The organism is Ruminococcus sp. SR1/5, from assembly GCF_000209835.1.
GTDB lineage: Bacteria > Bacillota > Clostridia > Lachnospirales > Lachnospiraceae > Blautia_A > Blautia_A fusiformis.
Window position 1 is genome coordinate 1,057,967 of record NC_021014.1, and the last position, 14,898, is coordinate 1,072,864.

12 protein-coding genes and 1 pseudogene are annotated in these 14,898 nt (G+C 46.1%); 1 reads left to right on the top strand and 12 read right to left on the bottom strand.

Annotation, left to right across the window (positions count from 1 at the left end):
• Positions 1-14: 14 nt before the first annotated feature.
• Both CK1_RS05420 and CK1_RS05425 read right to left on the bottom strand, forming a co-directional pair.
• A complete protein-coding gene (locus CK1_RS05420) occupies positions 15-1,886 on the bottom strand; it encodes an NADH-quinone oxidoreductase subunit NuoF (RefSeq protein ID WP_015525284.1) in 1,872 nt (623 codons plus the stop codon).
• Positions 1,883-2,362: a complex I 24 kDa subunit family protein gene (locus tag CK1_RS05425; protein WP_015525285.1), complete on the bottom strand. Its 480-nt coding sequence runs from the start codon at positions 2,360-2,362 to the stop codon at positions 1,883-1,885. The genes CK1_RS05420 and CK1_RS05425 overlap by 4 nt, the downstream gene beginning before the upstream one ends.
• A gap of 400 nt (positions 2,363-2,762) precedes the next feature.
• On the opposite strand from CK1_RS05425, the pseudogene CK1_RS05430 reads away from it, so the two are divergent.
• A pseudogene (locus CK1_RS05430) lies at positions 2,763-4,270 on the top strand (4Fe-4S dicluster domain-containing protein).
• Positions 4,271-4,707: 437 nt separating this feature from the next.
• Here the strand turns inward: CK1_RS05430 and CK1_RS05435 are convergent.
• The 10 genes from CK1_RS05435 to acsD form a co-directional block, all read right to left on the bottom strand.
• A complete protein-coding gene (locus CK1_RS05435) occupies positions 4,708-5,364 on the bottom strand; it encodes a glucosaminidase domain-containing protein (protein WP_330364143.1) in 657 nt (218 codons plus the stop codon).
• 135 nt (positions 5,365-5,499) lie between these two features.
• Positions 5,500-6,351 carry a bifunctional 5,10-methylenetetrahydrofolate dehydrogenase/5,10-methenyltetrahydrofolate cyclohydrolase gene (locus tag CK1_RS05440; protein WP_015525289.1) on the bottom strand — a complete coding sequence of 284 codons (852 nt, stop codon included), beginning with the start codon at positions 6,349-6,351 and terminating at the stop codon, positions 5,500-5,502.
• A gap of 19 nt (positions 6,352-6,370) precedes the next feature.
• Complete coding sequence (locus CK1_RS18770) at positions 6,371-6,757, bottom strand: cyclodeaminase/cyclohydrolase family protein (RefSeq protein WP_015525290.1); 387 nt, start codon at positions 6,755-6,757, stop codon at positions 6,371-6,373.
• Positions 6,741-6,995: a cyclodeaminase/cyclohydrolase family protein gene (locus CK1_RS18775; RefSeq protein WP_015525291.1), complete on the bottom strand. Its 255-nt coding sequence runs from the start codon at positions 6,993-6,995 to the stop codon at positions 6,741-6,743. Before CK1_RS18775 ends, CK1_RS18770 begins: the two co-directional genes overlap by 17 nt.
• A gap of 98 nt (positions 6,996-7,093) precedes the next feature.
• Positions 7,094-8,779 (bottom strand): formate--tetrahydrofolate ligase, encoded by a 1,686-nt coding sequence (locus CK1_RS05450; RefSeq protein WP_015525292.1) that lies wholly within the window; start codon positions 8,777-8,779, stop codon positions 7,094-7,096.
• Positions 8,780-8,877: 98 nt separating this feature from the next.
• On the bottom strand, positions 8,878-9,540 hold the full coding sequence (locus CK1_RS05455; RefSeq protein WP_015525293.1) for a DUF3786 domain-containing protein: 663 nt from the start codon (positions 9,538-9,540) through the stop codon (positions 8,878-8,880).
• 27 nt (positions 9,541-9,567) lie between these two features.
• Positions 9,568-11,508 (bottom strand): corrinoid activation/regeneration protein AcsV, encoded by a 1,941-nt coding sequence (gene acsV, locus CK1_RS05460; RefSeq protein ID WP_015525294.1) that lies wholly within the window; start codon positions 11,506-11,508, stop codon positions 9,568-9,570.
• A 148-nt stretch (positions 11,509-11,656) separates the two neighbouring features.
• Complete coding sequence (gene acsE / locus CK1_RS05465; RefSeq protein ID WP_015525295.1) at positions 11,657-12,442, bottom strand: carbon monoxide dehydrogenase/acetyl-CoA synthase methytransferase subunit; 786 nt, start codon at positions 12,440-12,442, stop codon at positions 11,657-11,659.
• Positions 12,443-12,552: 110 nt separating this feature from the next.
• Positions 12,553-13,899, bottom strand: a complete 1,347-nt coding sequence (gene acsC / locus CK1_RS05470) for an acetyl-CoA decarbonylase/synthase complex subunit gamma (RefSeq protein ID WP_015525296.1) — start codon at positions 13,897-13,899, stop codon at positions 12,553-12,555.
• A 21-nt stretch (positions 13,900-13,920) separates the two neighbouring features.
• On the bottom strand, positions 13,921-14,862 hold the full coding sequence (gene acsD / locus CK1_RS05475; RefSeq protein WP_015525297.1) for an acetyl-CoA decarbonylase/synthase complex subunit delta: 942 nt from the start codon (positions 14,860-14,862) through the stop codon (positions 13,921-13,923).
• Positions 14,863-14,898 lie beyond the last annotated feature (36 nt).

Consider the following 14,898-nt stretch of genomic DNA (forward strand, 5'->3'; position numbering starts at 1 on the left):
AGATATCCTCCCTTCTATGCTTCCACATAAATCGCATCAAAGTTACAGTTATCCTTACAGGATCCGCATTTGATACATACGTCATTGTTGATTACATGTGGATGCTTGATCTTTCCTGAAATCGCACCAGTCGGACAGTTCTTTGCACACTTGCCGCAGCCGATACAGAACTCAGGATTGATATGGAATTGACGGAGCGCCGTGCAGACCTTCGCACGACATTTTTTATCTACGATATGCTCTACATATTCGTCACGGAAACGCTTCAGAGTACTGATGACCGGAAGCGGTGCACTCTTACCGAGTCCGCACAGAGCCATACTCTGAACCATGTTTGCAAGTTCTTCCAGCTCATCCAGATCGGAAAGCTCACCCTTACCTGCAACGATTCTCTCCAGGATCTCAAGCATACGTTTGGTACCCTCACGGCAGGGAACACATTTACCACAGCTCTCACGCTGTGTAAAGCTCATGAAGAAACGCGCAACCTCTACCATACAGGTATTCTCATCCATAACAACAAGTCCACCGGAACCCATGATGGCATCCAGCTTCTTAACAGAATCAAAATCAAGCGGATGATCGATCTGATCGTCGATCAGACATCCACCGGAAGGACCACCGATCTGTACACCCTTAAATGCAGCACCACTCTTAAGACCACCACCGATGTCATAAATGATATGACGGAGGCTTGTTCCCATTGGAACCTCGATAAGACCGGTGTTCTCAATGGAACCGGTAAGTGAGAAAGTCTTGGTTCCAGGGCTTCCCTCTGTACCGATGGTGTGGAACCAGTCTGCTCCCTGAAGGATAATCTTCGGTACGTTGGCATAAGTCTCTACGTTATTCAGAACCGTAGGTTTACCCCACAGGCCCTGCTCAACCGTTCTCGGAGGTTTTACTCGAGGCATACCTCTGTTGCCTTCGATAGAAGCAGTCAGGGCAGAACCTTCACCACATACGAACGCTCCGGCACCGCGATTGATATGTAAGTGGAAATTAATACCGGAACCAAGGATATTATCACCAAGAAGGCCATAGGACTCTGCCTGTTCAATAGCCATTCGAAGTCTCTGTACAGAAAGAGGATACTCGGCACGCACATAAATATAACCATCTTCTGCACCTACTGCATAGGCAGCGATCACCATACCCTCGATCATCTTGTAAGGATCACCTTCCATTACGGAACCATCCATAAATGCTCCCGGGTCACCTTCATCACCGTTACATACTACATAACGGACTTTTTCCGACTGGCGTGCAACCTGTGACCATTTCTTGCCTGCAGGGAAACCTGCACCGCCACGGCCGCGGAGACCAGATTTCGAGATCTCGTCGATAACACCCTGTGGGGTCATTTCAAAGAACGCCTTCGCCATAGCGGAAAAGCCGCCTACGGAAATATATTCATCAATGGACTCTGCATCGATCTTGCCACAGTTCTCAAGAACGATCCTTGTCTGCTGGTTCAGGAACGGAATGTCACTGGGATGTGGACAGGCCTCATCATTATGACGATAAAACAGACGCTCAACAGGCAGTCCGCAGATCACGGTCTTCTCTACGATCTCGCGACAGTCGTCTACCTGAACATGTACATACTGATAATCATAGGGCTCAATTCTCATAAGAGGACCAAGTTCACATAAGCCCTGGCATCCGGTCTTAACGATTCCTACATGAGGAACATCCTTCTGCATCTCAACCGCAACACCCTCGATTCCCTCACAGAGTCTTGACATTTCTTCATAAATCTTCTGAGCACCGGAAGCAATACATCCGGTACCGGAACAGACGAGAACACGGCAGGTATAGCCATCAAGATTCTTCTTAACCTCAGCCTGTTTGTTTTTCAGATCTTCCATACTGGTTATACTCATACGCTCTCACCTCTCAATTCATTTAAAAGCTCAACAGCCTTCTCAGGAGTCATCTTCGGGTGAACTTCATCATTTACAGTCAGTGTCGGTGCAAGTCCGCAGGCACCAAGACAGGAAACTGTCTCAACGGTAAACATCATATCATCTGTAGTATGCTTCTTATGACTCAGTCCAAGTTCCTTCAGCATTGCTTCCTTTACAGGCATGGACTTACGTACATGACAGGCAGTACCGTCACATACCTTGATGATGTACTTGCCCTTCGGCTCAAAGGAAAAGTTTTCATAGAAAGTAGCTACACTGTACGCCTTCGCTTCTTTTACACCAATCTGTTCCGCAACATAAGTAAGAAGCTCTCCCGGAAGATAACGGTACTCAGCCTGGATATCCTGCATGATCGGAATCAGTGATGCAGCTTTCCGGCCGTAGTGCTCGATGATCTCGTCCGTTTTTCTGTAATACGTCTGGTCTAACATTCGGTTCCCTCCTTGTTTCTCATAGATTTTCCACTTGATCAACCTGTTCCACTACAGGTTAATGCTTTAACACTCTGTCAGTGCCGCGCATTTATGCAAATCATTATTTTGCACTATTTCATGCCTTTAATTATAACTTATATGGTCATTTTTCACAAGCGGTTTTTTTGCTTTTTTCAGAATATATCGAAATGTTTACAGTGACTTACTGATTTTGTATCTATTTTCCATAAAATATGTTCAATTTTTAACAGTCTTGATAATAAAGATACAAATCTGCTCTTTGTTTCTGCCCCAAAACATTAAAGCCGGTTATTGATTTTATTTCTCAATTACTTTAAGATAGATAAAAAGTGCGTGGAAAACATTTAATTAATTTATTTTGTAAAGGAGAACATCTATGCGAAATCTTGACACACCAGTAAAACAGATCCGGCGAAAGATTTTTACCGAAATTGCTAAGATCGGATTTGAATCCACGGACGAATCAATGATCCATGATATCGAATCCATTCCCTACAATATTGTAGAGGAACGCGCGAAATACCGCGAAAGCATCTATCGTGAAAGAGCTGTTGCAAGCGAACGTGTCCGTCTGGCCATGGGACTTTCCCTCCGCCCGGAAAATCGTTCCGTCCACCTTACCGATGGCGTGAAGGCCAGCAACATTGACGAGAAATATTATGAACCACCTCTTATGCAGGTGATCCCTTCCGCATGTTCCGCATGCGAATCCAACAAATACGAAGTCAGCAACATGTGCCGCGGCTGTGTCGCACATCCCTGTTTACTCACCTGCCCCAAAGGCGCCATTTCCATGGTAAACGGAAAATCCTTCATCGACCAGGACAAATGTATCCATTGCGGAAGATGCAAAGCTGTCTGTCCTTACGATGCCATCGCCCATAAAGAACGCCCCTGCGAACGTGCCTGCGGTGTAAAAGCCATCGAGAGCGATGAACAGGGACGCGCCTCCATCAACCAGGATAAATGCGTATCCTGCGGCATGTGCATGGTCAGCTGTCCATTCGGAGCTATCTCCGACAAATCCCAGATCTTCCAGCTGTCCCACGCCCTTCGAGAAGGAACTGAGATCATTGCAGAAATCGCCCCCGCCTACATCAATCAGTTCGGCGAAGACGTCACCCCGGGCCAATTCCGCTCCGCTCTCAAACAGCTGGGCTTCTCAAACATTTATGAGGTAGCACTGGGCGCAGACATCGGCTGCATCTCTGAAGCACACCACTACGCCAAAGAAGTAGCAACCGGCCACCTCCCGTTCCTCCTCACCTCCTGCTGCCCATCCTGGTCAGTCATGGCAAAAAAATACTTCCCGGCTATGATCGACAACATCTCGCAGGAACTGACCCCGATGGTGGCAACTGCCCGCATTGTAAAAAAGAACACCCCAGCGCAAAAGTAGTCTTCATCGGACCATGCGCCTCCAAAAAACTGGAAGCCATGCGACATTCCGTAAGAAGTGATGTGGATTTCGTTATCACCTTCGAAGAACTCTGGGGCCTGTTCGACGCCAAAAGCATCACCCCATCCACCTGCGAAGAGCTCCCGGAAGAAACCCAGGCCGCAACCGCAGCAGGACGAGGCTACGCCATCGCCGGCGGCGTAGCCGGAGCCATCGAAAACTGTCTGAAGGAATACTATCCCGATGTACCAGTCCACATCGAACACGCAGAAAGCCTTGCCGAATGTAAAAAAGTCCTCACTCTGGCAAAGGCCGGAAAACTCAAAAACTGCATGATCGAAGGAATGGCCTGCCCCGGAGGCTGCATCGGCGGTGCAGGAACCAATGCCGGCTTCGCAAAAACCTCCAAAGCACTCAAAAAATACGTAGACAGCTCAGAACCAAAACTCCCCTCACAGGAACTGGAAAACCTGGAGTTGAACTAAATACCTCAAAATATTCCACTATATAATTCCCAAAATATTTCAATTTGATTGAATAAAAAATGGAGATGCAACCTAGATCTTTAATCTTCAAGGTTACATCTCCATTATTTTATCAACTAGGACAGGGCAAAGCCCGCCTCCGTCCCTCATCCACATCCTATCGTTTAGCCAGACAACTTACCCCAACCAACGCACAGGCCCAGAAGGGAGTGCGGTTCTGTCTGCGGACGACTCTGCAGGAGGTGTGCTGGATCTTAGGCGGCGGGACTTCTGCGTTATTTTTCAAAAGCCAGCTGTCTGAGCGGCAAAAAGCCGCGAGTTCTGGCTTTTGGAAAATGGTTTTAGCAGAATCCCGGCGCCTTAGATCCAGCCGCCGACGAAGCCCGGCCGCGGACAGAACCGCACTCCCTTCCGGGCCGTCCCGTTCGCCACCACCACTACTTCTCCACCGTCTCCGTACTCTCCGGCCAGGTATACTCCTCCCCCTTCAACTCCGCCAGAAGACTCCTAAGCTTATATCCATAACTTCTCCCGGCGGCCCATCCGCCACCATAAGGATTCTCCTGGATCCCAAGCCACTCCACATAAGGCGCACTCTCACGGGAAACATACTGGAACCGATTATCCACACAAGCCTGGTTCAACTCCTCCGAAGAAGCATAAGCCTTCAGATGCTGCACCTGCGCCCGGATCCCCGTCCTTACATCAGGAAAAGAATTACCGGCAACACCACCACCGGTAGTCCCAAGTCCGGAAAAATTAAACTGCCCTGCACTGGCATCCCCACCAAACTGAAGCCATCCGGTCTCAAGCATCGCCTGCTCAAAAACAACCTCTCCACGGACGCCCTCCGCATCCGCTTCCTCTATCACAATCGTGCAAAACGTATCAATATCCGGTGCACCACCCTCCGTCAGGATGCCGGAAGGATACTCCACATTCTGCGCCTCATACTGCACTACCATATCCTCCGCATCCACTGTGGTACACCCCATGATCGTATAATATCCATAAGTATTATCTGTGGAATCATCCACAAAACCCTCTGTATCACTCTCTCCAGATGACTGAGGCTTCGAAATCTGACCCTCCATAGAATGATCCGCTTCCTCTGCCAAAACACCTGCAGGCGTTCCGAACACCAGAACGCCTGCAAGTACCATCATCCGTAAACAAAAACTATTTCGGAATCTGTACATATATAAATGATCAACCCTTTATTACTGTTATTACTGCGCTTTTCTCATTGCAGCTTCAACCACATGACCTACAAGAACAGAAGTTGTAACACTTCCTACTCCGCCAGGAACCGGTGTGATCGCATCAACGATTGGCTCAACTGCCGCATAATCAACATCACCACAAAGCTTGCCCTCTGCATTGACATTGATACCAACATCGATAATAGTCTGTCCCTCTCTGACATAATCAGCGCCGACAACACCAGCACGACCAGCTGCAACGATGACGATATCCGCCTCTTTTGCAACAGACGGCATATCAACGGTTCTTGTATGGCAGATCGTTACTGTCGCATTTTTCTTAACAAGCATCATGGCAGCCGGTTTACCAACTACAAGACTTCTTCCGATAACAACCGCTTTTTTGCCTGTGCAGTCGATTCCATAGTGATCAAGGATCTCCATGCATGCCTGCGGTGTACATGGCGGGAATCCGATCTTCTTGCCTGTAAATACACCAGACATGGAAAGATCTGTCATACAGTCAACATCCTTCTCTGCTGCAAGTGCATTCTCGATCACTGCCTGATCCAGATGTTTTGGCAGCGGACGGAACAGAAGAACTCCATGGATCTTATCATCTTTGTTTACTTTATCGATGGTTGCAAGAAGCTCATCCTGGGAAACATCCTCCGGAAGAAGGATTTTCTCACATGCAACACCAAGAGTCTCACAGCGCTTTGTAGCACCTCTCTCATAGGAAATATCGCTTGGATTCTCACCAACACGGATAATGCAAAGTGTAGGATCTACACCTTTTGCCTGAAGCTCTGCAACGTTCGCTTTGATCTTTTCATTGAGAGCCGCTGTTACTTCTTTACCTAATAACTGCTTTGCCATTTGTCTGGTTCCTCCTATTTCAGTCTTCCGAGAACACTGTCAAATGTCTCGTCTGCGATCTTTGTATATTTCTCAAGCATAGCGTCTGCTTTTTGTTTAATTCCTCTGCATACGCACGGTCAGCCATAGATTTTGTGTTAATGTACACATTCAGGCTTGCTCCCTTAAGAGCTGCTTTGCAGAATGCAGCACCTACACCAGCATCACTGATTGCAAGCTTAGAACCTTTTGCTCCGAACTCAACGATAAGTTCAATAGCCTCGCAGCATTTCTCCATGATCTCCATAGGAACAGAGCATGCTTCCTTGAGGGCAGCTTCCATTACTCGAGCCTTCTCAGCCTTCTCTTCTTCTGTCTCTCTCGGCATTCCGTAAGCCTTGGAAAGAGGCTCAAAAAACTTCCGCATCTCTCTCGATCAGATGAAGGAAATCTTTCTGAAGCTGATCACATTTCTTTTTCAGCTCCCACATTTCATCTTCTACATCTGCATATTTTTTCTTACCGACAGTAAGGCTTCCAACCATGTTCCCAAGAGCTGTACCAACAGCAGCTACAAGGGCAGATGCACCGCCGCCGCCTGGAACCGGTGCCTTGGAGCTTAATACCTCGACAAATTCAGTACATGTACTGGTAGAAAATCCCATAGGACTCTCCTCCTTATATTCTTATTTTAGCACTCTTTAGAGCCCATTGGGGGCTTTATAAAAAGCCCCCTCCGGTTGTTTTTGATCTTATGTTCCGATTAGAAGAGACCTGTGATCTTACCTGTCTCATCTACATCGATCTTGGTTGCTGCCGGAACTTTCGGGAGACCTGGCATAGTCATGATCTCACCTGTCAGAGCAACGATGAATCCTGCACCTGCGGAAATCTTCAGGTTACGTACTGTTACCTCAAAGTCTGTCGGTGCACCAAGTTTTGTCTGATCATCAGTCAGACTGTACTGTGTCTTAGCAACACAGATCGGGCAGTTGCCAAATCCAAGTGCTTCCAGCTGTTTTGCCTGTTTCTGAGCATTTGCTGTAAGAACAACTTTCTTACCACCGTAAACTTTCTGTACGATGTTATTCAGTTTATCCTCGATGGATCCCTCAAGCTCATAAGCATATGTGAAGTCATTCGGCTCCTCAACAAGACGGATTACTTCCTCAGCAAGCTTCATGCCGCCTTCGCCGCCTTTTGCCCATACCTCGGAAAGTGCAACGTTAACGCCAAGCTCTTTACATTTTGCCTCAACCAGGTCAAGCTCTGCCTTGGTATCGGTCGGGAATGCATTGATAGCAACTACACATGGAAGTTTGTATACATTCTTGATATTGCTTACATGTTTCAGAAGGTTTGGAAGACCTTTCTCAAGAGCCTCAAGGTTCTCGTTGTTCAGATCTGCCTTCGGAACACCACCGTTGTATTTCAGTGCACGAACAGTAGCTACGATAACAACTGCGCTTGGATGAAGGCCTGCCATACGACACTTGATGTCAAGGAATTTCTCTGCACCAAGGTCAGCACCGAATCCAGCCTCTGTGATAGCATAATCTGCAAGTTTCATAGCCATCTTTGTAGCTGTTACGGAGTTACATCCATGAGCGATGTTTGCGAATGGTCCGCCGTGTACGATTGCAGGAACATGCTCCAGTGTCTGTACAAGGTTTGGTTTCAGGGCATCTTTCAGAAGTGCTGTCATAGCACCCTCTGCATGAAGATCACCAGCTGTTACCGGTTTCTGCTCGGAAACTTTACCATAGGTATATCCGATGATGATTCTGGAAAGTCTCTCTTTCAGGTCTTTGATGTCACTTGCGAGGCAAAGAACTGCCATGATCTCAGATGCAACTGTGATGTCGTATCCGTCTTCACGAGGCATACCGTTTGTTCTTCCGCCAAGACCATCTACTACATTACGAAGCTGACGGTCGTTCATGTCCACGCAACGTCTCCATGTGATCTTTCTCGGGTCAATGTTCAGGTCATTACCCTGGAAGATATGGTTGTCGATCATTGCTGCAAGAAGGTTGTTTGCCGCACCGATCGCATGGAAGTCACCGGTAAAGTGAAGGTTGATATCCTCCATCGGAACTACCTGTGCATAACCGCCGCCTGCTGCACCACCTTTTACACCGAATACCGGTCCGAGGGATGGCTCACGAAGAGCTACCATTACTTTTTTGCCCATTTTCTGCATTGCATCTGCAAGACCAACGGTTGTTGTTGTTTTTCCCTCTCCTGCAGGTGTCGGGTTGATAGCTGTTACGAGGATCAGCTTACCATCTTTCTTGTCACTCTCTTTTAACAGATTGTAATCAATTTTTGCTTTGTACTTACCGTACTGCTCCAGATATTTGTCGTCAATACCTGCCTTCTCTGCAATCTGTGTAATTGGAAGCATTTCGCACTCCTGTGCAATTTCGATGTCACTTTTAAATCCCATAATGTTACCTCCCTTTAGGTATTTTTACAGTTTTTAATCCCTTAAAACTGCATCTCTATAAAAACAGGTCCCATCCTGTTCTTAACTATTTTTCATTTTTAAAGACATTTCAGAAATGCCTTTAAAGACCCAATGATAACGTCTCCCATAACGGCCATATCCTCAGCCGCAAAGGAAACCGGAAAATTATCAGAAAACAAGATCTGTGAGGACGGCGGAAATTCATCATCCCCCTCCCAGAGGATCATCTGAACTACATATCCTGGAAAGATCTCCACCTGGTATGCAATATCTCCATGATCCACGGGAACCGCATGGATGTGTTCCATGATCTCCTTGAAATACTTAAGTCTGTTTCCGTATGTGAAAGCCAGGCGTTTGATGCACCTGCCATCAAACTGACGGAGATAAACCTCTCCCCAGGGCATTTCCCTGTATGTTTTAAACCTTCCGCTTCCCTGAGATACATTCCCGTTCAGCAGAAAACGGATAGCAAGGATCTTTGCATAATGCATTTCCTCAAGAGGATAAAATCCCGCATCATCTTCCTTATGAGTTACCTGAAAATCCGGCCAGGAAATATAATAAACGCTTCCCAGGAATTTCAGAGTCAATTCTTTCTTCTCTTCGTCATAAGGAAGTGAAAGACGTCCGGCAATTTCTGCCGGGTCTGCCTTAGCGAACTCCTCTGTATAATGCTCCCAGGGCATTCTTTCTTTGCTGTCTTTTTCATAATTCAAGTCATTTATACTAAAAGCCATGTTTTACCTCTGCTGTTTTAGTCTGCTTTATCTCTTCTGCTGTTCTTCCATAACAGACGGAAACAGATTTGTGTCCGTATGCGGAATAAAGCATGCACCTACAAACTCATCCATATAGGTAGGAACTGTAGAAAGCTCCAGGTAAGTCATATTGGAAGCCAGTTCATAGGTTTTCTTCTCTGCTGATGTGGAATGAAGCATCAGATAAGCACCTGTAAGAGAAGAGTTTCCAATGTAATGGAACTTCTCAAGAGGAATATCCGGGAACATTCCGATATGCACTGCATTGGCCATATTGATTCCGCTTCCGATTCCACCGGCAACATATACATCGTCGATCATGGAAACATCGAAGTCAAGAGAATTCAACATGGTACGGATTGCTGAGAAAATAGCGCCTTTGGCACGAATAAAGTTATCAATATCTACTTCTGTGATCTCAACATCCTTGGCAGAACCGGCTTCCTCTTCAAACGCGATCACATAGCTTCCCATACCATAATGATCGTGACGGATTCTTTTGCCTTCACGGACAAATTTTCCCTTCGGATTGATGATTCCTGTCATAAAAAGTTCACTGATCACATCAATGATACCGGAACCGCAAAGTCCTACCGGTTTGGTTCCAGGTTCACCTACAACCTTATATGTCGGCTCCATAGTTTCTTTATCAATGGTACATGCCTCAATAGCACCGTCTGTAGCACGCATACCGCAGCTGATATCTCCACCCTCAAAGGCAGGACCTGCGGAACATGCACAGCTCATCATAAAATCGGAATTACCGAATACAAGCTCTCCGTTAGTACCAAGGTCGATAAACAGAGAAAATTCCGGTCTGTTCCAGATCATACTTACCAGTGTACCGGCAGTGATATCTCCACCTACATAGCTTCCGATATTCGGAGCCATGATAATATGTGCATCCGGATTGATCTCAATTCCCACATCCGATGCAAACAAGGAATTTGTTTTGAAAAACGTAGGAATATACGGTTCCATACGAAGTGGATCCGCATTGATCCCTGCAAACAGATGATTCATGGTTGTATTAGAAGCAACACACATCCGGTAGATCTGTTTCTCCGGAAAATGAATGCTTCTGCACATCTCATGGATCATCGGGTTAATGGTCTCTTTGATCACCGCATCCTGAAGTTTCTTCTTTCCGCCAGGTTTCTGAGATTCGATGATACGGTTGATAACATCCGCACCAAAACGGATCTGTCCGTTTCCGGAAGAACTCTTGGCCAGGATCTCTCCAGTTTCCATATTGATCAGGACTGCCGAAACGGTTGTGGTACCGATATCTACAGCAAGACCACCGATCACAACATCTTTCTTACTGTCAAAAATATCATAAACATACATGTCATTTGGTGCTGTACGAACCACGCACTTCACAGAAAATTTACTCTCACGAAGTACATCTGGAAGCTTCTTAAGCACCGCATACGGAATTCTGACACGCTTCAGGTTCATAAACTTCTGAAGTGCACGGGTCAGTCTTTCATTATCCGGCATGGTATCATCCAGTGATGGAATATCCATCTGAAGTTCCACAACATCAAGACTGTTTGTAAGTTCTATGCCAGCCATCTCAACTTCATGCTTGGCATTTTCAAAAATAGCGATTTCTTCTTTTGAGCTCAAATCAGCCACTTTCATTCGGCTCTTATATGCGGATGCAATATCCGGAACAAGAACCTCCACATCTGCACTGATCTTGCTCATACAGGCCAGACGCCAGCCTGCGCCATATTCTTCATCCGAAATATGAAGAGTTTTCTTTGAGTCCAGTTCTCCGCTTTTTAACTGTACCCGACATTTTCCACAGGCTCCGTTTCCGGAACATGGTGCATCGATAGCCACATTGGCACTACGAGCAACCTCCAGTAAATTATCCCCCGCATTGGCAAATGCTTCTACCGTACTGCCATTTTCAAAAGCAAAAGTCACCTTAAACATTCGGCAACCACCTTTCTCGCCTCGTAAAAGTTATTCGTCTTCCACCTGTGGCGTTGGGAGTTAGACTAAACTATATTAGTAAAAAAGAGGCTGAAGGCCGAAGCCCCCAGCCTCTGAAACAGCGCTCCTGTTTTGTTCACACGCCAAATTAGATCTCAAGGTAAGAATCTGCGTAAAGTGTGTTACCCTTGAATACGTCACAGGATTTGATTGTCTCCATAAGACGAAGGTCGTTAGGGTTAACGATTGCAGATGTAAGACCATTCATCATAGCCATAGCTACAAGAGCAGAGTCCATGATCGGACGGATATGTTTTGGCATACCGTTACTGTTGTTGGAAAGACCGCCAGTGGAGTTCAGACCCATCTCGGAGAACATCTTGATTGCCTCAAGAACTTCCATCTGTTTGTCCTGCATTCCTTTTACAACAAGGAAAAGCGGATCAAACCAGAGATCCTCTGCTTCCATACCAAGGCCAAGACCTCTCTCAAGCATGTTCTGGCAGTGCATCATACGCTCGTCATTGTCTGATGCAACCATACCGGAAGAGCAAAGTGCGATACAGATCGCATCGTTAGCTGCTGCAAGGTCGATATTGGAAATTCTGTCTCCAGCATCTGCAGAGTTTACGATCGGTTTACCTTTGCTTCTGTTGTATACGGAAATACCAGCCTCAATAGCTTTCTGGTTTGTAGTATCCAGAGCAAGCGGAACATTGTCAAACTCAGACTGAAGGAGCTGTACTGCCCATTTCATAAGGTCCTCGCCATCGTTCTCAGCAGGTCCGATATTTACGTCAAGATATGTAGCGCCTGCATCAAGCTGCTGTTTTGCTCTTTTGATGATCGGCTCAGGATCTCTCTCAGTAAATGCTTTATTTACTGCCGGTGCTGTTGTTGAAAGTCTCTCCCCAATTGTTACAAATTTTGCCATACTCGTGTTCTCCTTTACATATTAGTAGGATATGGCTGTGCAGCAAATCTGCACAGCCGTTTATAACTGCCGGCGATATTGCCGGACAGCTGATTTCTTAAACCTTAAGTTTATGCATCAAGGTCTTTTAAGAATTTCACAAGCTGTACTGCTTCTCTTGGTCCTACGATGATCTCCCATCCAGGAAGCTTAGCCTCAAGATCGCCCTTAAGAACTGCTACTTTACCAGGAATAACCAGTCTTCTGCATTTAACCTTCGGCTCAACATTCTCTTTGATATACTCGGAGATGCTGTTTCCGGAGAATTTACCTGCTGCCCAGGATGTAAGTACGGAAAGTCCGCCTGCATCATTGATCACCAGGTTAAGCGGAACACCGGAACGCTCCAGCTCGCCAGATACTACGAAATATGTAAGAGCAAAGTCTACTGTTGTTACAACGAGAGAATTCTCGTCTGCTCCGTTCAGAGGATAAATGCCCGGTTCTACCTTCATTGGCTTCTGCGGGTCTGTAAATACGTTCTGACGAAGACCGAACAGCGGAAGTGCCTCTGCATATGTCATCTGCTCCATAACGATGATAGAACCATATTTCATAGTAAACATGGAAGCAAGTGCTGCCTGTAAATGTTTGTCACCCTTCGCAAGTTTAACAAGGTTAACGATAGAAGGATAACCAAATGTTCTGTCCTGATTCTTAAGAGCTGCACGACGAACCTGTACAGTATTTGCAAAGGTCTCTTTGATGTCAGCTCCTGTTGTATCAAGTACGAGATTCTTGTTGCCAAGTTTCTCAATAGCTGCTGTAGTATCATATAATTCATTGATGTCCTTACCGGATACACCGAGAACTACGCCTGCATCTGTAGCAACCTTGCTCATTGCCTCGTAGTTGGAAGCGTTTGCTCCGTTAAGAACCGGTTTGCCGTCCTTACATACTTCAAGGGCAGCTTTTGCGATCTCAGGATCTGTACAGCCAAGGATCAGTGTTCTTCCAAGACCTTTAGCCTTCTCTACAAGTGCTGTAAATTTTGCAGCATCTGCATTCTCATCGCAGTTTACATACACAAGCTCTACATGCATTCTCTCACCGATACGATCATAGTCAACGTGTGGGATCTCTGCAAGTTTTGCTTCTACTTCTTCATCACTCATGCATGTGCAAAGTGATACGGCATATCTTGTTTTGCTTACAAATGTCTTCTCATGTCTGAAAAGAACAGTCTCTCCACCAAGTGTAAACTCTCCATCGCCTGTTCCGATCTTGATAGTTTTCATTGGCGGTGCAGTTGCCTCAGAAAGAGATGCTAATGCATCCTCGGACATATGAGGACACTGCTCAATTTTCATAGCGCCCTGTGCAACTTTCATAGAGAAAGCCATACATGTAGGGCATCCACATTCCTTACAGTTTTTCTTTGGTGTCAATTTAAAGATCTGAATACCATTCAGTGCCATAGCTCTTTATCCTCCTATTTATTACGCAAGTGCTTTGATCAGCTTGGAAATTGTCTTAACAGATTCCGGATGTCTTAAGATAACTGCATCAGAACCAGCTGCAAGATCAGCTGCTGCTGTCTCAACTTCCATGTCGATTCCACGCTCGTCCTGTGGTCCCCATGCCGGCATGTCTGCTTCAGAAGCCATTGCCTCTTTAACATTCCATGTCTCAGCGGATACAGGTGTAATAATAGGCATCTGCAGCATGTTATCATTCTGGCCTAAAGCGGCACCTTTGATACGGTCCATAGTGGATACTACGTACTCATATCCATAACCAACTGCTGCACTACCGATATTCATAACGATCTTCTTTGCATCTACACCAAGCTGTGTAGTAACAACGTTAAGCTGTTTAGCAAGGTTGATATCAACGGCAGACTCAGCGCCTACGATCTGATTGTAAGCAAGACCTGCTGCTGCACCGATTGCTTTGTAGTTCTCCTCTTTCTCGGAAAGGATCAGTGCATTTCTGCCCTGAAGAGCCTCTGCAACCTTCGGAAGGAGCTCTGCATCCTTCTCAACATTCTTGCAGCCCTCTACAACCAGTGGACAGTCAACTGCATCTGCAACTTCTTTAACAACTGCGATCAGCTCATCGATAGATTTGTTAACACCGTTCGGGTCGCCGCCCTCAAGAATAAGTGCAACAAAGTCAGCACCCTCCATAGCTGCAGCTTTCTTAGCAATGTCAGCCATTGTAGTAGCGCCTTCATAGTAAGCTTTGATACCTTCAGATACGCCCTCAAGACCCATATCAGAGATCTCTACACCGATCTTCGGGCAGTTCTCTGACTCTGCGTCAAAGGAATAAAATGGGAATGTACAATCCCCACCAATTGTCACAGTCTTATCTCCGCTTCCGATTGTGACAGCATTAATCTTTGCATTGAACTTTTGTGGTTTCTGATTAAACGGCATTTTTCGTTAGCCTCCTTAAAAATAATAATTAAAAAC

Excerpts from the sequence above, each read along its gene's own strand:
- CK1_RS05440 (WP_015525289.1), bottom strand. The coding sequence starts at position 6,351 with ATGGCAAAGCAGTTATTAGGTAAAGAAGTAACAGCGGCTCTCAATGAA.
- CK1_RS18775 (WP_015525291.1), bottom strand. The coding sequence starts at position 6,995 with ATGGGATTTTCTACCAGTACATGTACTGAATTTGTCGAGGTATTAAGC.
- CK1_RS05450 (WP_015525292.1), bottom strand. The coding sequence starts at position 8,779 with ATGGGATTTAAAAGTGACATCGAAATTGCACAGGAGTGCGAAATGCTT.
- CK1_RS05425 (WP_015525285.1), bottom strand. The coding sequence starts at position 2,362 with ATGTTAGACCAGACGTATTACAGAAAAACGGACGAGATCATCGAGCAC.
- acsV (WP_015525294.1), bottom strand. The coding sequence starts at position 11,508 with ATGTTTAAGGTGACTTTTGCTTTTGAAAATGGCAGTACGGTAGAAGCA.
- CK1_RS05455 (WP_015525293.1), bottom strand. The coding sequence starts at position 9,540 with ATGGCTTTTAGTATAAATGACTTGAATTATGAAAAAGACAGCAAAGAA.
- acsC (WP_015525296.1), bottom strand. The coding sequence starts at position 13,899 with ATGGCACTGAATGGTATTCAGATCTTTAAATTGACACCAAAGAAAAAC.
- CK1_RS05435 (WP_330364143.1), bottom strand. The coding sequence starts at position 5,364 with ATGGAGGGTCAGATTTCGAAGCCTCAGTCATCTGGAGAGAGTGATACA.
- acsD (WP_015525297.1), bottom strand. The coding sequence starts at position 14,862 with ATGCCGTTTAATCAGAAACCACAAAAGTTCAATGCAAAGATTAATGCT.
- CK1_RS05420 (WP_015525284.1), bottom strand. The coding sequence starts at position 1,886 with ATGAGTATAACCAGTATGGAAGATCTGAAAAACAAACAGGCTGAGGTT.
- acsE (WP_015525295.1), bottom strand. The coding sequence starts at position 12,442 with ATGGCAAAATTTGTAACAATTGGGGAGAGACTTTCAACAACAGCACCG.
- CK1_RS18770 (WP_015525290.1), bottom strand. The coding sequence starts at position 6,757 with ATGCGGAAGTTTTTTGAGCCTCTTTCCAAGGCTTACGGAATGCCGAGA.